Source organism: Halobacillus aidingensis, from assembly GCF_900104185.1.
Taxonomy (GTDB): Bacteria; Bacillota; Bacilli; order Bacillales; family Halobacillaceae; genus Halobacillus; species Halobacillus aidingensis.
Genome location: NZ_FNIZ01000001.1, coordinates 48,029 through 67,516, shown reverse-complemented (window position 1 = coordinate 67,516; position 19,488 = coordinate 48,029). Strand labels below are relative to the sequence as shown.

Genomic DNA, 19,488 nt, shown 5'->3' with positions numbered 1-19,488 from the left:
TATCTTATTTTTTTCATTTTTTTCTCTTCTTTGAACCTTTGTTTTTTCTGAAAAGAGCGTATAATCAGAAAATATCTTTTACATAAGGAGTTGAAACAGATGAAAACATTAGAAAAAGTAAGTCAATTTGCAGGCAGCACTTTCGCTGTCTGGGTCCTCCTTTTTGCGGCCTTATCTTTTTATCTTCCAGGAGGATTCACATGGATTGCCCCATATATTGTTCCCTTATTAGGAATTATCATGTTTGGGATGGGATTGACTCTATCTAAACAAGACTTCCAGGAGGTTTTCAAAAGACCGAAAGATGTAGCCATCGGGGTGGGGGCACAGTTTACGCTTATGCCGCTTCTCGCTTTTCTCCTAGTGACCATCCTGCCCGTATCGACAGAAGTAGCGGTAGGTGTCATTCTTGTGGGATGTTGTCCAGGCGGAACTTCTTCCAATGTTATGACTTATCTCTCCAAAGGTGACACGGCTCTTTCCGTTTCTATTACAGCTGTATCAACTCTGTTGGCGCCTCTTTTCACCCCTTTACTCGTTTGGGTATTTGCAAGCCAATGGCTTCCAGTTTCAGCAGGAGACCTATTCGTATCCATCGTTAAGGTCGTTCTTATTCCGATTCTTCTAGGACTTATTGTCCAAGCCATTTTCAAGAATAAAGTACAAGCAACGGTCAAGGCCCTCCCACTTGTATCGGTTATTAGTATTGTAGCCATCGTAGCTGCAGTCGTGAGTGTCAATCAATCTCAAATTGCCGAGACAGGGGCAGCTATATTCGCGATCGTCGTCGTCCATAACCTCCTCGGTTACTTAGCTGGCTATGGTTTAGGGAAGTTGTTTAACATGGAGCCGGCAAAACAACGAGCCATTTCCATTGAGGTTGGCATGCAAAATTCTGGTCTCGGAGCTTCGCTCGCAGCTGTACACTTCAACCCGCTCGCAGCTGTGCCAAGTGCCATTTTCAGTGTTTGGCACAACATTTCCGGTCCCATCATTGCAACCATCTTCAGAAAACAGAAGGATGCAGACACAAAAGATACAAACCAAAATCACATCAAATCTGCCTAAAGAACACCATTAGTGATCAATATTCCGTAAATGCTCCCTATTCTTGAAAACTCAGTTTCGATACTTTTGTTGAGTGGATAGGGGCTGCGGGGAATAGCTCGCTTTCAGCTCGGCGCTCCCCCACAGGAAAGTGTACAAATGCGGAATCGCCCTGGGAGAGACGACTGTCATAAGCCGAACGGCAAGGCAAACGAACCCCGTAACATCTCGAAATCAAGTCTTACACAATTCAACCATATTGTGTAAGAATGGTATCGTAAATATGAAAAGAGCGTGGACGTGGAGTCCGCGCTCTTTTTTTAAATCATTATTTATTAAAAAGTTGCTTGGCATCTGTATATTCAAGACCTTGAGCCTCGGCGACCGCTTTGTAGGTCACATGTCCGTCAAGCGTGTTGAGACCTTTATAGAGTGCCTCGTTTTCTTGACAGGCCCTCACGTACCCCTTATTCGCTAACTGAAGAGCGTAAGGAACCGTTACATTCGTTAACCCGATCGTGGACGTTCTCGGGACGGCTCCCGGCATGTTTGCTACCGCATAGTGAAGCACCCCATGCTTTTCATAAGTGGGATCATCATGAGTGGTGATTCGGTCGGTCGTTTCGAAAATGCCTCCCTGGTCGATGGCTACATCCACAATGACAGACCCTTCTTTCATCGATTTGACCATATCTTCTGTAACAAGGCTTGGCGCTTTAGCTCCTGGTATAAGGACGGCTCCAATGACAAGGTCAGACTCTTCCAAGGCCTCTTGAATATTAAGCGGGTTTGACATCAACGTGTTGATATCAGAACCAAAAATATCATCAAGTTGACGCAGACGCTCAGGGTTGAGGTCAATAATGGTGACATCGGCTCCCAGACCCATGGCGATTTTAGCTGCATTCGTTCCTACAACTCCACCGCCGATCACTGTGACTCTCCCGCGACGTACACCAGGGATGCCCCCTAAAAGAATTCCTTTTCCGCCTTTTGATTTTTCAAGGTATTGAGCACCGATTTGGGAAGCCATTCTTCCTGCTACTTCACTCATAGGTGTTAAAAGCGGTAATGATCCGTTCGGTAGTTGTACGGTTTCATAGGCAATTGAAATCACTTTCTTATTTACGAGTGCTTTCGTCAATTCAGATTCCGGCGCTAAGTGTAAGTAAGTAAATAAGATTAAGCCTTCATAAAAATAGTCGTACTCTCCTGGAACCGGTTCTTTCACTTTCATGACCATTTCCTGACTCCATGCTTTCTGAGCTGACTCAACGATTGTAGCACCTGCTTCTCTGTACTGATCATCGGTGAATCCTGAACCTAATCCCGCATGTGTTTCTACAAACACTTCATGTCCTGCATTGGTTAAGCTGACCACTCCTGCAGGCGTCATCGCTATACGATTTTCATTATTTTTCACTTCTTTTGGTACTCCTATTTTCACCGCAATCCAACCTCCTTGTTCCACTTATGAATATTGCTTCTTCTCATAGTGCTTGGCATTAAAGTCAACCAAAGATTTAAGAAAGCCCTTTCATTGTACCAAATCTTTTACATGTGATGAAGATACTACAAAATTTGATCCTTACTTTATCCATTACCGGTGTCTGTGAATAACGTCCAATCCCCCGGTGACTTCATAAATCGTACCTGTAATCATATCCGAGTCTTCTTGACATAAAAAATCAATGGTTCGTGCTACATCTTCTCCCGTTCCTGGCCTTCCAATCGGGGTTTCTTCATCTTTGGTTTTTCTGCTCACCTCAATGCAGGATTCCTTCCACTCTCCTATTATGTTTCCCGGACATATCATATTTGATGTGATTCCATATTCTGCTTCTTCATAAGCAATGGTTTTAGTTAAGGAAACAAGCCCAACTTTGGCTGCAGCAAAAGCAGAACGATAGATCCACCCTGAAGCAGATTGAGCTCCTTGGAACCCATAATTAATGATTCTGCCGAAATTTTGCTTTCTCATATGAGGAACAGTGGCTTTCATAAGGTAAAAAACAGCATCAAGGTTTCCTCGGATCATCGAGTTCCATTCCTCTTCTGTGTAGTCCATCAGTTTTTTTCGTTCAAAGATATAAGGCCCGGCATTATTAATTAAATAATCCACCCTGCCAAAGCGCTTCAATGTTTTCTCTGTAAGGCGATGAATATCTTCTTTCACTGTCACATCAGCCTGTATGATTTGAATTCTGTCATGGTCATCTGGAAAATCATCGAGTAAAGAGAGGGCTTTAGCCTCGTCATTTCTATATGTAACGGTAATGGAATGATTTTGTTTCAGCATATGCTCGGCTACTTTTCTTCCAAGCCCCTTGGTGCCAGCTGTAATCAGTGCATGTCTCATCTTTCCAAACCTCCTTGAGTCTCTATTTTCATTTACACATGAGTCACCTTTCTGTACAATGATTGGGTCAGAAAGGACGTGAACGTTTTGAAAGCTTATGCACCACGGAAACATGTGATCGAACAGTATGGTTTAGAAGCTGTCCCTGTCGACAGACGGGATACACCCTGGTACCGCTTTGCTTTCATACAGATTGCCATAGCTGCGAATGCAGGAAACTTCCTCGTTCCCGCATTAGCTGTCTTGGAAGGAGGACTTTCGTTCTGGACAGGAGTCATCTCCACGAGTATCGGAGCACTCCTCGGCTTCTTACTTGTATCCTTTTTATCCTTACCAGGTGCTAGACTTGGCATCCCGGCTCAATATGCACTTCGTACAATTCTTGGAGTAAATGGAACCCGTTATTTATCTGCACCGATCCGAACCCTCACTTCCCTTTATTGGTTCAGTGTACAAACCATCGGCGGCACTTATGTCATCCAACAACTCATCTTACGTTTAACAGGTATAGATCTCCCGTTTTGGGTCTATTCTATACCACTTTCTATTCTCATGGTTACACTTGCGATCGTTGGTTTTAATGCGGTAAAACAAGCCATGAGCTATTTTTTACCTTTATTGCTCCTGGGTGAAGCAACGATCTTGTATGTTTACTTTACTACAAATCAAACACCTGATTCACTGATGGTGCTTCAAAATGGAGGCTTGGAAGGGTCATTCTCCTCCATGTTCTTTTTTGCAAGCCTTGCTTTTGTTCAATATGTATCAGGCGTAAGCGCATCAGCGGATATGACAAGGTATGCAAAATCCCCTTCTCAAGGGTTTTATGGATTACTCATTGGTAATGGAATCGGCTTCTTTATTACAGCGGTTATCGGGTGTGCATCCGCCTATCTGTTTCACAATATTAACCCTTATGTATCCTCCACGGACTTGACAAATTCCCCGCTTCTTATAGCGATTATTACAGGGACAGCCATCATTTCCATGATCAGCATTAATGTAAGTAATGCTTATACAGGGGGATTCAGCCTTTTGAATACCTTCCCAAAACTTTCTAGAGTTCAAGCTGCCATTACCTTCGGTTCAGTAGGTGTGTGCCTTAGTGGTTTCCCTGCCCTTGTAAATGAAGCAGAATCATTTATCTCTTTGCTTGGCGGGTTGATCATCCCGATATCAGCTGTTATCTGCAGTGATTACCTCATTGTAAAAAGAAACTATTTGAGTGAAGAAGATTTGACTCTATTGACGAAGCCACGCTATGTGAACAGCTTAGCTATGGGAGCGATTATGGCAGGGAGCCTGCTTTATTTCCTTCTTCCGGATGAATGGTCTCCAGGATTCTTAACATTCTTGGTCATCTTTACGGTTTACCCTATTTTTATAAAAAAATAATAATTTCATTGCCCCAACAGCTTAGGGCTGTTGGGGCTTTTATTAACGTGAATCTTCTTTTTTACTTCCAGATTGGTAACTTTCATTCATCGCCTGCATGAGTTGTTGTTCCTGTTCCATCTCTTTTTCTCTTTCGATTGGATTCTTCGGTTTCTTCATGTAAACACCTCCCTTGTTTAGTTTTCGAAAAATTGTTAAAGTTATGCGCGACTTGAGCGTCTATCCAATAAACAGGCATGATATAATAAAGATATAGAAAAGAGAGGAGGCATCCAGCATGACTTTTGAATACAAAGATATTGTAGTGGCGGTCGACGGTTCCGTTACGGCAGAAGTGGCATTTAATAAAGCCATTGACATTGCGAACCGGAATGAGGCGAAGCTGGTTTTAGCTCACGTGGTGGATACTAGAGCCTTTGCGACCGTAGAAGCTTATGACCGATCCCTTGCGATCCGTGCCGAACAATATGCGACCGAATTATTAAATGACTACCAGGAAAAAGCAGAAAAAGCCGGTGTGAAGAATGTAGTTGTTGATGTTGAATACGGTTCTCCAAAAGTTAAAATTGCTAAAGATGTCGCTCCGAAATATAATGCTGACCTTATCATCTGTGGTGCAACTGGTTTAAATGCAATGGAACGTTTCTTTATCGGTAGTGTGTCCGAACACATAACAAGATACGCTACCTGCGATGTGCTTGTTGTTCGACCGGATGACACGGAAGAAAGCCAAGACAAATAAAAGAGCCCTGTTTCGGGGCTCTTTTATTTGTCTTTATTCAGTTCTCCAACAATGTGTGGAAGTTCAGGAAGAATTAATCGATCCATCGCAAGTGTGACAGCACCAGAAGAACCTGGGGTTGAGAAAACAGCCGTTCGTCCGGATACACCAGCGATAGCCCGGGATAAGATAGCTGCAGATCCAATATCTTCTGTGTAGCTAAGCATTCTGAAGATCTCTCCGAAACCAGGCATCTCTTTATTCAGCACCTTTTCGATCACTTCAATCGTTACATCCCTTTTAGCCATCCCTGTACCGCCGTTTATTAAAACTGCGTCGATTTTTGGGTCGTCCACTCCTCGTTGCATATAGTCACGAATTTGACTTTGTTCATCTTTCACAATATGGTATTCACTCACTTTGTGCCCTTCATCTGTAAGCTTATCGATCATTAGCTTACCGCTTTTGTCCGTTTCTTCTGTGCGTGTGTCGCTCACTGTGAGTACAAGGCAGGAAATTGAATCACTTGCCCTTGCTTTATGTTCTTCTACGGTCAATCAAGACGCTCCTTCCTTGTTCATAAGATGACGGTATTGATAAAACTTCATGGCGAACTCTGTCACTTGTTTTGTTAAATGATAGTTTGAATAAGCCCCTATCGCAATACTGATGAATGGTAAACCTTGAATGAGCTTTTTTCTGAACATGAGGATGAATAAGGATTTGAAACATTGTTTCATCGGTTGTTCCATCCAACCTTCATCTGTCAATTGGTCCTCACCTGCAAAAATATAGGGGTGCTCTTTCTTCTCCACTTCTTCAATTAAATCATTCCAAGCACTCGCTTTCAGTCTTTTCGGTAAGGTAGCGGCATGGAAAACTTTGAGGGAGATCATCATTTCGTAAGGGTGGTTCATCTCATGACCAAATGTCAAACCAATCAGTTGAATGGCTCTTAGGTTCATTAACATCATCAGAGGGTAATCCATCCCTAGGAAAAGCCAGCCACCTGCTCCTGTCAAGCCACCCTGGGCAAAGGAATAAAGTCTCCCCCGAGCCATCTGCTGCTCGGCTATGTAGGTCAACTGTTCTACGGTCAACTCTTTCTCCATATCTTCGATTTTTTCAATCTTATTGGAAAAAATTCTTCCCACCGTTAGTATTCGTTCTCTAGCCTCATATTGATAGGAGGTTCCTTGTAAAAAAGCATGCGTATGGAAGAACCAGGCATCTAATTTTGAGAAAAATGCTTTTTTCACTTGAGGATCCACATTCATCAAATTTTGTTGTACCCAATGATCATAAACCATTTCAAAATCATTCGGCTGATACTGCTGGTATTGCTCTAACCATGTCTTTAACTCCGTACGTATGCGTTGGTGTGACAAAGCGCTCCCTCCTCGTCTTTGTTTCTTACCATATATTGTAGACTGAAAGCTCAAAAAAAAGCAATCGTACCCTAGGTACGATTGCTTTTTCTATTATAATCCTTTTTCAACCGTGTCACGAGCAATCATGACTTCTTCGTTTGTTGGAATAATCATGACCTTCACAGGGGAGTGAGGGTAGTTTACAAAGGCTTCTTTTCCACGAACTTTGTTAAGAGCAGGGTCCCAATAAACGCCCATGAACTCAAGGCCTTTCAACACACGTTCACGCATAGTAACACTATTCTCACCGACACCGGCAGTGAAAATAATTCCGTCGATGCCGTGCATACGGGCTGCGTAAGAACCGATATATTTGTGGATACGTGCGGAAAAGACTTCAAGAGCGAGCTCCGCACGCTCGTCTCCTTCTTCTGCACGCTTTTCGATATCTCTCAAGTCACTGGAGAAACCAGAAAGAGCAAGCATACCACTTTCTTTGTTCAATACATTCATGACTTCATTCGCTGTTTTGCCTGTTTTCTCCATGATGAATGGAATCAATGCAGGGTCGATGTTACCAGAGCGAGTCCCCATAGTAACCCCGGCTAGTGGTGTGAAGCCCATAGATGTATCGATGGATTTGCCGCCTTCAATAGCTGCAATACTAGCACCGTTTCCTAGGTGGCAGGATAGGAGGCGAAGCTCTTCTACCGGGCGCCCCAGCATCTCTGCTGCACGTTCAGAAACATACTTGTGAGAAGTACCATGGAAACCATACTTACGGATCCCATATTCTTCATAGTACTCATATGGCAGGCTGTATAGGTAAGACTGTTCCGGCATGGACTGGTGGAATGCCGTATCAAACACAGCTACATGAGGTACGTTCGGAAGTACTTCACGGAAAGCGTTGATTCCAGTCAAGTTTGCAGGGTTATGCAATGGAGCCAAATCAGATACTTCCTCAATTTCTTTGATCACTTCATCAGTGATGAGTACAGACTCGCTGAAACGCTCGCCTCCGTGGACAACACGGTGTCCCACACCATTGATCTCATCCAGTGAATCGATGATTCCGTTCGCTGTCAATTTATCAAGAAGCATTTTTACAGCTTCTCCATGATCAGGGATATCTGTTACGGTTTCATCTTTTTCATCATTTACTTCAATTGTAAATACAGCATCATTCAAGCCGATACGCTCGACTAGACCTTTGGTAATTACAGTTTCTTCAGGCATTTCAATCAGTTGGAATTTCAGTGATGAACTACCTGCATTTATAGCAAGAATTTTATTACTCAACGTTGCTCATCCCCTTAGAATTTAGGTTCGTAATTTTCTACCACTACCATTTAATCACCCGTTTTCAACGATTTCAAGGTTGTTGACCGATGATAACGTTTACTTGTTATATTCGTTATTTTCTCACAATTGCGTTCTTTTATATTCATCAAACCATTGGTTCATCTGGGTAAGAATATCCGCCATCCCATTCGGATTCTTGAAGGAAGGAAGCTTGGCTAATAACGCCTGCTTCGGCGCCTTCGTCTCTTGGCCTTTCTTTTGTAAAATCAAAATGCTCTTTCCGTGCTTTTCATCTTTGAATAAGCTATCAGAAAGTTGAAGCATCCCAACGATGTGAGCATGTTCACGCAAGAATGCATTCAGCGCCTTAGACTGCTCACTCTCAAAAAGGAAGTTCGGCACAATGAACATAAGGAAGCCGCCTTCTTTTGTATAATTCAATCCCTGCTCAATAAACAGATGATGGGCATAGGACAAGCCTTCGTCCGCTTTCAGCTTATATCTTGCTGCTTGAGCGTCATCCGGATAATAACCAACAGGAAGATCAGCCAGTACAAAATCGACAGGCTCCATTAAGAAAGGGGCAAGACTGTCCTGGTGGAAGAATTCAATTTCATTTTTTTGCAGATTGGCATTCGCTACGGCAAGCTGAATGAGCGTAGGGTCTACTTCACTGGCATACGCTTGTAGAGACATATCCAGCTGGTTCATGACGGAAGTAATTAAATTTCCGCTTCCCGAAGCTGGATCGAAGAGTTTCAAGCTTTCTTTTCCTTCAAACAATTTGGAAGCTAGATAACCCATGAACATGGCCACCGAATCTGGTGTGATCAAATGTTGCTGTTGCGTGGCTCCTTTCATGCCCTTTAGAATGGCCAGTTGAACAGCTTTTCGTATTTCTTCTTTTTCAAATTCTTCTCTTTTCACTTTAACCAGTTCATTCGTAAGAAAGGTCTGCAAAGAATCTCCCATATCATCAAAAGGCTGTCCATTAAATAGGACATCCATCGTTTCTGCGATCGCTTCTAAATAGGTGATATTCAAGTCTTCGGATATGACCGTTGAAGTATCATCAATCCATTGAAATAGTTTTTCCACTCGTTCCTGCTTCATAATCATTCTCCTTAAAATAAAATCATGCTCTCGCTTGGTATACTTAATAGAACCATTTCAAAAGAAATTGGCGCAGCTGTTTGAATCAAACATGATGCGCCAACCTTCGTTTACGTTTTCATCTATATCCACCATATCGAATTCCACCCTTCAATTCAACAATGTTAAACTTTCCCGATTTGTTTGAAAATTGTGTGCGGTTTCAAGAATGAAATGATAAAATGACATCAAGCTATACATAAGAGGAGGATGCTAGATGAACGACCAACGAAGAAATTTATACTTTTTTTATCAACAAACGGAAGAATTAAATGATAAATTGGAGTCCTTATTCCAACTCGCTCGCGACAACGATTTTCATATCGTTGAAAATTCCACAGATGCTAACATCATCATCGCTGTAGGCGGAGATGGCACCTTCTTGCAAGCTGTTCGTAAGACCGGTTTCCGTCAAGACTGCCTGTATGTAGGCATCCGAACCGGGCATGAGGCAGGGCTTTACTGTGACTTCGACATCGATGATCATGATGAAATGATCGATGCGATGACGAATTCTGAAGTTGAAGTACGCCGCTTCCCAGTCATTGAAACAACAATCAATAATGAATCCACATTCATGTGCCTTAATGAATGCAGTGTCCGCTCAACGTTGATCAAGTCAATCGTCATTGATGTCCACATCGATGACTTGCATTTTGAAACCTTCCGTGGAGACGGCTTAATAATTGCCACTCCTACTGGAAGCACCGCTTACAATAAATCCATCAACGGTGCGGTTGTGGATCCGAAACTTCCGTGTTTCCAGATCAGTGAGCTTGCTTCACTTAACAATAACCGCTACCGTACCCTCGGCTCTTCCTTTATTTTAAGCGGAGAACGATCATTAAAACTCAAAGTCCGCCAAGATGGAAATGACCATCCGATTATTGGCATGGATAACGAAGCCTTTTCCGTTCGTAACATTCACGACGTCACGATCAACCTCAGTGAAAACGTCATAAAGACTGTTAAACTTAAAAACAATACGTACTGGGACCGCGTGAAACGTACGTTCCTATAATATCTTTTAACACCTGAAAAAGGAACTTCCAAAACATCGGAAGTTCCTTTTTAGTTAAAAATATCCATATTATCAGATAAGCTCCCGATTGTGGAAGACAAAGTTTCGGGATGTTTGATGAGTGAATAGCGGCGAATGGAAACCGCTCGCTTTCCATTGGACTGCTAAGAGCACCTATCAAAAGTCAAAGGAAGCCTTGCCTAGATGAAATAATGAATGACGATTCCTAGCCATGGATACGGGGTCAGGGAAACGACGATTTGGATTGTTTTGGATCAGTTAGTAGAGAAAACACACACGTTCATGTCTCCTTTAGGTTTACATGCGGACGTTTCCCAGACCCTTTTTCCTCGCCTTATTGGTGCAGTTTCTATGGTTGAAATCACTAAAACGACATGGTTGATCAAAACTTAATTTCAGATTTCGGCCGTTTATTTTAAGAAAGATTTCGAGAACCTCATAATATAAAGGGGCGGAGGGGAATGGGGAGACCCCGCAGGACGGAGCCCGAGGAGGCTCATCGCGGCTCCCGCGGAAAGCGAGTCATTCCCTGCCGCCCCGATCCACTCACACAAATATCTCGAAATCAAGTCTTCCACAATCCTGCCATATAGTTTAATAACTTGTTTTGATAAGCAATCAGGAGCGCTGATATACGATTTCTTCGTCTACAACGGTCATAGTAACCGTAGCGTCTGCGAGTTCATGAGATTTCAATGCAAAAAGATCCCTATCTAATACTGTAAAGTCAGCAAGGAACCCTTCCTGAATCATCCCTTGTTCATTCTCCTTGTGGATCGCTTGAGCACTCCCTTTCGTATAAAGAGAAATGGCTTCATAAACGGTAAGCTTCTCTTCCGATTGATAAACGGCGTGATCATAAGATGCCCTTCTGTCTACGGCTGCTCTTATGCCAAGCAGAGGGTTGATTTCCTCTATAGGGGCATCCGATCCTCCCGCACACTTAATTCCTGCATCCAACAGCGTTTTCCAGGAGTAGGAATTTTTCAACCTTAAGTTCCCCAGGCGTTCAATGACCCACGGAAAGTCAGATGCAACGAATGTTGGCTGAATATCCAAAACGATATTTAAGCGCTGCAATTGGTGAATTAACGCAGGACTTAGAATTTGCGCATGAATAATACGGTCACGTTCCCCATTCTTAAGAGGATTGGACGCAATGGCGTTGGCCACCGCTTCGACAGCTCCGTCACCAATGGCGTGTACAGCCACTGGCATGTCTCTTTTCCTTGCTTCTTTCACAAGTTGATCAAGCTCTTCATTCGTGTGGATGGCCACTCCATGATTTTCCGGATCATCTGCATACGCATCTTTTAACCATGCCGTCCTACCGCCTAACGCTCCATCAGAGAAAATTTTCAACGCCCCTAATTCTACAAAATTGGTCCCTTTTTTGAATCCCAGCCCTTCTTGATCTACCTGTTCAATCACACCATGGTGAATGAGAAGGTGGGCCCGGAATTTTGTTTCCTTTCCATCAATGACATGCAGAAAAGCGTCGTACGTTTTTCTGAAACCACCATAATAATTCAAGTCTTCACTATGGCCGCCTACAAGACCAAAAGAATGCATATCCATAACAGCTAAGTCCGTGGCTTTTCTTAGATACTCAGGTGTAACTTCAGGCATGGCACCTTTAATAAGTTCCTGTGCCTGATCATGGAAATATCCAGTCGCATCCCCTTGATCGTCTCTTACGATTACCCCTCCCTGCGGATCTGGGGTGCTTTTCTTAATTCCAGCCATGTTCATCGCTTTTGTGTTAGCTAGTAAGGCATGTCGGCATACCCTTGTCAGCATCATCGGGTGTTCGGAAGAAATTTCATCAAGCTCATCTTTATGTATGATGCGTTTTTCTTCCCATTGATTTTCATTCCAACCATCACCAATGATCCATTCTCCAGGCTGCAGTTGTTCTGCATGTTGTTGTAACGCCTGTTTCACTTCTTCTGCCGACTTCATAAACGAAAGGTCAAGCCTCATTAGGCGTTCCCCATGGCCGATGATGTGTAAATGACTATCCGTAAATCCAGGATACATGACAGCCCCTTTTAAATCGTGTTCTTCTGTGATTTGATCTTTGTAGGTTTGATATAAAAGCTGTGTATCGCCAACTGCTTTCACCTTTCCCCCGGAAGTCACAATCGCTTCCACCCATTCTCCTTCTTTTTTCATCGTATATATTTTTCCACCATACCAGAGCTTCACTTTTAACACTCCCTCTTTCTTCCTTTTATCTATACCATAATCTATATGTGGACAGAATTGAAGTACAAGCCATTGAAAGAGCAAACAGAAGTATCTGGGCTACAGTAGCGAAATGTTCAAGTTTCGACCGATTGATCTACAGCTTAAGATTTAATTATTTCCTAGACAATAAAAAACCCCTGGCCTTTGAGGCCAGAGGATAAATGATTTACAGTAAATCATCAAATTCGTCGTCTTGTTGACCCGATTGTCGATCCGGGGAGACTTCAACGATATAGGATTCTTCCAATGCTTTTTCAATATCACGGGTGAAATCTGAATTAGATTCATAATAATTGGCATTTTTTCGTGTGGGTTTCGTCTTAGGTGCTTTCGGCACAAAAACTGTACAGCAATCTTCAAAAGGGCGGATGGAAATGTCATACGTTCCAATTTTCCTGGAAATATCAATAATCTCTATTTTGTCCATAGAAACAAGCGGTCTGATAATTGGGTAATTGGTAACCTCATTGATGGTATTCATGCTTTCCATCGTCTGACTGGCTACTTGTCCTAAGCTTTCACCTGTAGTGATGGAGAGAAGTTCATTTCTAGCGGCCACTTGTTCACTGATCCGCATCATCATTCGGCGCATGATTGTCATGCTGTAACCTTCTGGCATTTCACGATGAATTTTTTGCTGGATTGCCGTAAATGGAATGACGTGAATTTTCACTCTCGAACCGAACTTGGATAAAGCTTGAGCAAGATCGATGACTTTCTGTTTCGCCCGTTCGCTTGTGTATGGAGGCGAATGGAAATGAATCGCTTCGATTTCAACTCCGCGTTTCATTGTCAGATAACCTGCGACCGGACTATCAATTCCGCCTGAAAGCATCAACAAACTCTTCCCTGTCGTACCAACCGGCAAACCACCCGCTCCTGGGTAATCTTGTGCCGTAACATAACATCCCTCATGACGAACTTCTACTTTTATTTCTACATCAGGATTATGCACATCGACCTTTACATCTTCCGTTTGACGCAGGATATGTCCACCTAATAATGGGTTAAGCTCCTGTGAAGGGATAGGGAAAGTTTTGTCCGTACGCTTTGATGATATCTTGAACGTGCGAGCATTCCTTGCGTCATGAAATGCCAGCATCACAGCTTCTTTCATTTGCTCTTCTTCTTTTTCCACCATCACAGCGAAACTAAGGCTGTGGATACCGAATACTTCCTGGCATTCTTTCATTACTTCATGAGGTTTTTCCCCATTCAGCAGGACAAACATGCGCCCTTGAGTTTTCTTTATCGTTGTATTTGGATATTTTCTCAGCTTTATGGCAATATTGCTTTGCAGTTTTTGTTCAAATGCACGTCTATTTTTCCCTTTCAACGCCATTTCACCGTACCGAATCATAATCCGATCGAAATTCATTATGCTCACCCCATCGTCGCTTGTAAGTTTTCAACTGTTTGATCTAACTTTTTCAAAAACAGATCGATTTCATCTTTTTCATTCGTTGTAGAAAGACTAACGCGTAAAGCAGAAGTCGTCCGCTCATAATCCAAGTTACACGCCTTGAGTACAGCACTCACGTCCGGCTGTTTGGAAGAACAGGCAGATTTAGTGGAAATGAAAATCCCTTCTTCCCCTAGGGCGTGAATAATGACTTCGGGTTTATATCCTGGAATGGAAAAATTTATTATATGAGGGGCCCCGTCCTCCGGTGAATTGATTTTACAATAGTCTCGAAGCATAAGCCCTTCCCATAGTATTGTTCTCATTCTACGTAAGTGGTTGACTTTTTGTTTGTGATCTTCATGAAGCAGCCGCAGGGCTTTTACAAACGCTACCGTTCCAGGTAGGTTTTCTGTTCCCGCTCTGACCTCTGCTTCTTGGCTTCCTCCATGCAACAGAGGAAAAACACGCACATGCTTTTGCATGAGTAGAGCCCCGGTCCCTTTCAATCCATGAATCTTATGCCCGGAAAGGGTACAAAGGTCAATGCCCCATTCTTTAACGGAAAGCTCTATTTTTCCTAACCCTTGAACATGATCGACATGAAAGAATACTTTAGGGTAAGCCTTGAGCAGTTCCCCGATTTTTTGAACGGGCTGAATGGTACCAAGCTCATTGTTCACACTCATCACGCTGACAAGAATCGTATCGTCTCTTAACGCTTGCTGAATATCTTCGGGATTAACTTTCCCGTTCTGATCAACATTTATATAAGTGACTTCAAAACCCAATGTTTCCAGTGCCTTGAATGCTTCCATCACAGAAGGATGTTCAATCAGAGTCGTAACTAAATGTTTCCCTCTATTTTGATGTTGAAGCGCAATCCCTTTGATCGCCATGTTATTTCCTTCGGTCCCCCCGGATGTGAAAATCACTTCCTGAGGATCGACGCTCAAAAGCTGGGCCGCTTGTTTCCTCGACCGATCCAATAGACGTTCAGCCTCACTCCCGAAACGATGAACGGATGAGGGATTGGCAAAATATTGGTCTGCGACCTTTTGAAAACTCTCCAACACTTCATAGTGTGGATGAGTTGTGGCACTGTTATCTAGGTAAATCATGGGCTTTGACTCCTTTATTTTCGAATTGCAGCTCATTATTTTATCATAACACGAAGTCAAATGAAACACCTGCCCTATTAACAATAAAAGAGCATCTGCTTTATGCAGATGCTCTTCACCCTAACTATTGTCGGTATCATTTAATTCAAGAGATTCAAGGAGGGTATCGATACTTAGTTTTCCATCTTCACGAACATCGTTGACCCAGTCTTTCGTCAATGTTTTTTCTCCAATGATCGTTCGTACCTCATTGTCCACTTCTATGTTTCTTTCAAAAAAATCAGCGGATATTTGATCATTCAAGCTTTTGCCTTCAGTATGGATGGACCTAGTAAAACCATGCTCCTTGCTATCTAAAACCTTCGCATTCGAAGTCAGAAAAAAAACCGCAAGAACACTTGACCATATGAGAACTGTTCCCGAAATTAATCCGATGATGATTCGCTTCTTCAACTGAACCACTTCCTAAACCAGGACTTCTTCCTCTTTGTCAATTTTGGACAGCGCGGCCGGATCCACTTCTTTAATGGCCTCTGTAGCAAGCGTCAGTGCTTGATCATAGTGATAAGACCTGAATTTTTCCTCTGCTTCAAGGAGTTTAGCTGCTAAGATTGGATATTTGCTTCGATAGCGATTGCCGCATTGAATCACTCGTTCTGCAAGCTGAGCTGTTTCCATAATCTTTTCAGCATCCTGACTCAACTGCTCTGTCATTTCCATTGCCTCATCCAGTTTTTCATTGACTACAGCCATATCAAGCGGCTGTGCTTCAAGACTTTGAAATACCTCATCCACTTTATGGCTCGCTGCTTTCATATCTTCATAGATGGATGTGGGGATTCCTGGGATATTGCTTCTCTTCAATCGACGATGAGTATCTAAAAGAAGGCTTTCCATCTTCGTCATTTTCTGCTTAGCTTCTCGTTCATCTTTTCTCAGGTTTTGAACACGCTCATGGAAATACCCATGCTGTTCTTCGAGCTCTTGCAATTGTTTCTCCGTATCTTCCACTTCTTCACGGAGAAGGGCGTAGGAGGTTTCTCCATCTGCTCGTCTGAAATCGAGACTCGTTACGCGTTTGCGCATTTGATTAAACCACTTGATCAAGCTTCGGTGAGACTCCAAATGTCCTTCCTCCACTTGATACGTTTGTTGTATTTCCTCTAATTCCCGCTCCGTGTCCGCCAAAACATATTCCAACTCATCCAACTGAGCTTTAAGTGGTACAAATTGCTTCTCCACATAATGATGAGCCACTGCTTCTCTTTCTAGCAGCTGATACATTTCCTGGATTCTTGTTTGAATTTCTGTTAAAGCATCTTCAATCCCTGATTGGTCTCCCTGCTCCATTTGCACAAGCATTTCCTCCAGAGACCGCTCATAGTTATGTAACTCTGGAAGAAAATCGAAATGAGAGATGCGGTAACCTTCCGCCTTCATCTCTTCCACACCGCTTTTAAGCTCTTTCAGCTGTTCAGGTAATTCAATCTTCACTTGTTTCAAACGATCAGGGAAGTGATGGACATCCTCCTGCAATTGTGTAGTCTCTTGACGTATCGTTTGCACAAGGGTATTGGCTTCGATGTAATCCCCTTGATCGGTTAACTGTTCATATTCACTGAGCTTATCCTTCAATTCACCCACTCTTTGTTCAAAAACACGGACCGCTTTGCCATATTGATGGCGGTTTTGAATAAGGAGTTTAGTAAGTTCTTTCAATTCCGGCTGCATCGATTCAATTTCCAAACGGCTTTGCTTTTCAGAATCAAGGAGGTCTTCCAGTTCTTGAAGCATCATTTTAATGTCTTCCTCAATGGCTACTAACTTTTTCTCTGTGTTTGCCAAGACGACTTTAACGCGTTTAAAACGATAGCGATCCGCCGCTTCTTCTGCATCGAAAAGGTCTTCCTCCAGCTCAGGCAGCTCTTTTGTCAAAATTTGATCCCAACGAGCCCGCCACGCTTCGAACTTTTCCTGAGTCTCACCAGAAAGGTTTAAACTTTTCACTTTGGATAATTCTTCGGTGACGCGCCGGTTCATGATATCCATTTTCCAACCTTCCAGGCGATCCACTTCATCATAGACCTTTTTCCGCCAGATCAGCCCTATGATGAACAATGCGATGAGTAGTAAAATAGCCCCGATGACGTACTTCATAAATAGCCTCCTTACAATAAACGTGCCATACGGATGTATTACGTTCCGAATTGTGATTTAGTTGTTTATAATGATACCATGTAAAACATCCTTTTGGCTAAAATATTTCAAATTTATTATCATATTGACAAAAAATTCAAGCACAAAGGAGAGACGACTATGATTGATGGTCACATCCATACACCTTATTGCCCCCATGGCTCTTCAGACACCCTTAAAAGTTACATTGAACAAGCCATAAAACGTGGGTATCAATCCATGACTTTCACAGAGCACGCGCCGCTTCCTTCCACATTTGAAGATCCCGTTCCAGACAAGGATAGCGGGATGTCTTTTCGACAAGTGGAAGAATATTTAAAGGAAATCGACCGGCTAAAAACAGAGTACCAACGGGAAATTTACATTCAGAAAGGATTTGAAGTAGATTATATCGAAGGGTATGAAAAAGAGGTGGAAAGCTTTCTAAATACCTATGGACCCTCTCTTGATGACAGCATCCTATCTGTTCACTTCTTAAAAGGTCATAGTCAGTGGTACTGTATCGACTACAGCCCGGACATGTATAGAGAAGCCATCCATGATTTCGGTGGAATCGATCAACTTTACCAAGCCTACTACAACACGCTCAACCAATCGGTTCTCAGTGAGTTAGGTGAATACAAACCGAACCGTGTCGGACATATGACGCTTGTGAAGAAGTTCCAATACCTCTATCCCGCACCGGAAAATTGGGAAAAGCAGGCTCATTCGTTCCTCGAACTCGTTCAGGATCATGGATATACCCTTGATTATAACGGGGCAGGAGTAGTGAAAGAACATTGCAAAGAGACTTATCCGCCATTACAAACGGCCAGACAAGCCTCTTCTATGGGCATACCTTTAATCTATGGTTCTGATGCTCATACGGCAGCAGGGCTCGGACAAGGATACGATTCTATCGACTCTCAGCTTCTCAAGCTTTAGCAAGCTCCTGGACGGAACGGTGATCGTTCATTAGCCCGCTATACATTTCTACAAAATGATTAAGAGAAGCGTCTGTAATAAATGGATCTTTAAACTCATGTGGCATCATGAACGGAGCGTTTAATAATCCCTTTAGTTGTAGTAAACATAGCTTTTCTTTGAACGTGACATCAATATGGGAGTTTTTATGGAAAAGAATTTGAGTAAGTAAATGATTCTCTTTCGCCAAATAAGTGACAAGCATTTCTCTTGCAAACGTTGTGTTCAACGTCAGCTCCCTATTTAACAAACAAGATAGTTGATAATTCGACTGTTTATAATGTAGAATTTTTTTCACTAAATCATTTAGACGATATTCGCCTTCTGAGGGTTGCTCGTTTTCCAGCATTTCAAGATAGGGCTCAAAATAGCTGACGGCGAGCGATTCAAAAAGGCCTTGCTTGCTCTTAAAGTAGTAATGGATCAACGAGACATTTACATTAGCTGCCTTCGCGATATCTCGGACGGATGTTCCATTGAAACCTTGGCTGTAAAAAAGGCGGCAGGCAACATCTAATACTTTGTCACGCGTTACATTTGGTCGGCTCATTATTTTTCCCCCTCAGGAAAAGATTCTCTCTATTTGTTGGATTTCCTGCTTGCAATCGTCCATCAAATACCGACAGAAAATTCTGTTTTTTGTCGAATACTATAAACTCAGGAGGTATATTGATGTTTCAAACCACTTCTTATACAGGTTCAAAAAAAGAAAAATACGATCTGGTCATTAAACAATTAAAAGCTCTCATCGAGGACGAACCCGATCAAATCGCAAACTTGTCTAATGCATCCTCCCTTCTCAACCAGTTCTTGGATGATGTCAATTGGGTCGGCTTTTATTTGTGGAAAGAAAGCCAGCTTGTTCTTGGCCCTTTTCAAGGCCTTCCTGCATGTGTTCGAATTCCATCAGGTAAAGGGGTTTGCGGAACAGCAGTAGCCGATAACAAAGTTCAGCGCATTGAAGATGTTCATGCGTTTCCAGGCCATATCGCCTGCGATGCCGCAAGTCAATCTGAAATTGTTGTCCCTATTGTAAAAGGTGATGAAATTTTTGGTGTCCTTGATATCGACAGTCCTTCCAAAGGAAGATTCGATGAAGTGGATGAGGAGAAACTAGTCGAATTCGTACAAACTTTACAAAATTATATTTAAAAAGAAGCCGCTG

At 42.6% G+C, this 19,488-nt stretch carries 19 protein-coding genes; 7 read left to right on the top strand and 12 right to left on the bottom strand.

Annotated features, from left to right (window positions below; all coding sequences use genetic code 11):
• Positions 1 to 99 precede the first annotated feature (99 nt).
• Positions 100 to 1,068 (top strand): bile acid:sodium symporter family protein, encoded by a 969-nt coding sequence (locus tag BLS23_RS00320; RefSeq protein ID WP_089650527.1) that lies wholly within the window; start codon positions 100 to 102, stop codon positions 1,066 to 1,068.
• A 307-nt stretch (positions 1,069 to 1,375) separates the two neighbouring features.
• Here BLS23_RS00320 and ald read toward each other — a convergent pair whose 3' ends face one another.
• Positions 1,376 to 2,494: an alanine dehydrogenase gene (ald, locus tag BLS23_RS00315; protein ID WP_089650526.1), complete on the bottom strand. Its 1,119-nt coding sequence runs from the start codon at positions 2,492 to 2,494 to the stop codon at positions 1,376 to 1,378.
• Positions 2,495 to 2,647: 153 nt separating this feature from the next.
• The gene (locus BLS23_RS00310) at positions 2,648 to 3,406 is read right to left on the bottom strand and encodes an SDR family oxidoreductase (RefSeq protein ID WP_089650525.1); all 759 of its coding nucleotides are present in this window, start codon (positions 3,404 to 3,406) and stop codon (positions 2,648 to 2,650) included.
• A 78-nt stretch (positions 3,407 to 3,484) separates the two neighbouring features.
• On the opposite strand from BLS23_RS00310, the gene BLS23_RS00305 reads away from it, so the two are divergent.
• Together BLS23_RS00305 and BLS23_RS00300 are read left to right on the top strand one after the other, a co-directional pair.
• On the top strand, positions 3,485 to 4,801 hold the full coding sequence (locus BLS23_RS00305) for a purine-cytosine permease family protein (protein ID WP_425250608.1): 1,317 nt from the start codon (positions 3,485 to 3,487) through the stop codon (positions 4,799 to 4,801).
• A 277-nt stretch (positions 4,802 to 5,078) separates the two neighbouring features.
• Positions 5,079 to 5,543: a universal stress protein gene (locus tag BLS23_RS00300; RefSeq protein ID WP_089650523.1), complete on the top strand. Its 465-nt coding sequence runs from the start codon at positions 5,079 to 5,081 to the stop codon at positions 5,541 to 5,543.
• A gap of 23 nt (positions 5,544 to 5,566) precedes the next feature.
• Here BLS23_RS00300 and BLS23_RS00295 read toward each other — a convergent pair whose 3' ends face one another.
• The 4 genes from BLS23_RS00295 to BLS23_RS00280 all read right to left on the bottom strand — a co-directional run bounded on the left by BLS23_RS00295 (position 5,567) and on the right by BLS23_RS00280 (position 9,310).
• Complete coding sequence (locus BLS23_RS00295) at positions 5,567 to 6,079, bottom strand: MogA/MoaB family molybdenum cofactor biosynthesis protein (RefSeq protein WP_089650522.1); 513 nt, start codon at positions 6,077 to 6,079, stop codon at positions 5,567 to 5,569.
• The gene (locus BLS23_RS00290; RefSeq protein ID WP_089650521.1) at positions 6,080 to 6,910 is read right to left on the bottom strand and encodes an EcsC family protein; all 831 of its coding nucleotides are present in this window, start codon (positions 6,908 to 6,910) and stop codon (positions 6,080 to 6,082) included.
• Positions 6,911 to 7,003: 93 nt separating this feature from the next.
• The gene (locus BLS23_RS00285; RefSeq protein ID WP_089650520.1) at positions 7,004 to 8,194 is read right to left on the bottom strand and encodes an acetate kinase; all 1,191 of its coding nucleotides are present in this window, start codon (positions 8,192 to 8,194) and stop codon (positions 7,004 to 7,006) included.
• A gap of 123 nt (positions 8,195 to 8,317) precedes the next feature.
• Positions 8,318 to 9,310 carry a class I SAM-dependent methyltransferase gene (locus tag BLS23_RS00280; protein WP_089650519.1) on the bottom strand — a complete coding sequence of 331 codons (993 nt, stop codon included), beginning with the start codon at positions 9,308 to 9,310 and terminating at the stop codon, positions 8,318 to 8,320.
• A gap of 256 nt (positions 9,311 to 9,566) precedes the next feature.
• Here BLS23_RS00280 and BLS23_RS00275 point away from each other — a divergent pair, with 256 nt between their 5' ends.
• Complete coding sequence (locus tag BLS23_RS00275) at positions 9,567 to 10,370, top strand: NAD kinase (protein ID WP_089650518.1); 804 nt, start codon at positions 9,567 to 9,569, stop codon at positions 10,368 to 10,370.
• A 216-nt stretch (positions 10,371 to 10,586) separates the two neighbouring features.
• Positions 10,587 to 10,784: a hypothetical protein gene (locus BLS23_RS00270; protein ID WP_089650517.1), complete on the top strand. Its 198-nt coding sequence runs from the start codon at positions 10,587 to 10,589 to the stop codon at positions 10,782 to 10,784.
• 225 nt (positions 10,785 to 11,009) lie between these two features.
• Here the strand turns inward: BLS23_RS00270 and BLS23_RS00265 are convergent, their stop codons facing one another.
• The 5 genes from BLS23_RS00265 to ezrA all read right to left on the bottom strand — a co-directional run bounded on the left by BLS23_RS00265 (position 11,010) and on the right by ezrA (position 17,321).
• Positions 11,010 to 12,599: an amidohydrolase gene (locus tag BLS23_RS00265; RefSeq protein WP_208599152.1), complete on the bottom strand. Its 1,590-nt coding sequence runs from the start codon at positions 12,597 to 12,599 to the stop codon at positions 11,010 to 11,012.
• A 208-nt stretch (positions 12,600 to 12,807) separates the two neighbouring features.
• On the bottom strand, positions 12,808 to 14,019 hold the full coding sequence (thiI, locus tag BLS23_RS00260) for a tRNA uracil 4-sulfurtransferase ThiI (protein WP_089650516.1): 1,212 nt from the start codon (positions 14,017 to 14,019) through the stop codon (positions 12,808 to 12,810).
• A gap of 5 nt (positions 14,020 to 14,024) precedes the next feature.
• A complete protein-coding gene (locus BLS23_RS00255; RefSeq protein WP_089650515.1) occupies positions 14,025 to 15,164 on the bottom strand; it encodes a cysteine desulfurase family protein in 1,140 nt (379 codons plus the stop codon).
• Between the two features lie 120 nt (positions 15,165 to 15,284).
• Complete coding sequence (locus tag BLS23_RS00250; protein WP_089650514.1) at positions 15,285 to 15,617, bottom strand: hypothetical protein; 333 nt, start codon at positions 15,615 to 15,617, stop codon at positions 15,285 to 15,287.
• Positions 15,618 to 15,629: 12 nt separating this feature from the next.
• A complete protein-coding gene (ezrA, locus tag BLS23_RS00245; protein ID WP_089650513.1) occupies positions 15,630 to 17,321 on the bottom strand; it encodes a septation ring formation regulator EzrA in 1,692 nt (563 codons plus the stop codon).
• 159 nt (positions 17,322 to 17,480) lie between these two features.
• On the opposite strand from ezrA, the gene hisJ reads away from it, so the two are divergent.
• The gene (gene hisJ / locus BLS23_RS00240; RefSeq protein WP_089650512.1) at positions 17,481 to 18,284 is read left to right on the top strand and encodes a histidinol-phosphatase HisJ; all 804 of its coding nucleotides are present in this window, start codon (positions 17,481 to 17,483) and stop codon (positions 18,282 to 18,284) included.
• On the opposite strand, the gene refZ is transcribed toward hisJ, so the two are convergent.
• Entirely contained in the window at positions 18,274 to 18,873 is a 600-nt protein-coding gene (gene refZ, locus BLS23_RS00235) for a forespore capture DNA-binding protein RefZ (RefSeq protein WP_089650511.1), read from the bottom strand. The two genes, hisJ and refZ, sit on opposite strands and share 11 nt — an antisense overlap.
• A gap of 122 nt (positions 18,874 to 18,995) precedes the next feature.
• Between refZ and BLS23_RS00230 the strand changes: the two genes are divergently transcribed.
• The gene (locus BLS23_RS00230) at positions 18,996 to 19,475 is read left to right on the top strand and encodes a GAF domain-containing protein (RefSeq protein ID WP_089650510.1); all 480 of its coding nucleotides are present in this window, start codon (positions 18,996 to 18,998) and stop codon (positions 19,473 to 19,475) included.
• Positions 19,476 to 19,488 lie beyond the last annotated feature (13 nt).